The 225-nt window shown below is 52.4% G+C and carries 1 pseudogene; it reads right to left on the bottom strand.

From position 1 onward, the window contains the following. A pseudogene (locus CHH91_RS19380) lies at positions 1 to 208 on the bottom strand (ABC transporter permease); the annotation flags it as partial. Positions 209 to 225: the final 17 nt, after the last annotated feature.

Consider the following 225-nt stretch of genomic DNA (forward strand, 5'->3'; position numbering starts at 1 on the left):
CTAACACGCGGCGCCACTTCGCCATTGGCCGTGCTCCGAATAAGCTAGCCGCCTCTTCCATCGACGGATCGACTTGAACCATCGCTGTATAGCTGCCCCGGACTTGCAACACCATAAACCGAGTGATATAGGCAATAAACAAAATCCCAATCGTTCCATACACGCCTGGATTCCAGCCAGGAATCGGCTCGAGCCACATAAAAATCATTGCCAGAGCAAGCACCA

This window comes from Virgibacillus sp. 7505, assembly GCF_002272135.1.
In the GTDB taxonomy this organism is placed as follows: domain Bacteria; phylum Bacillota; class Bacilli; order Bacillales; family Amphibacillaceae; genus Terribacillus.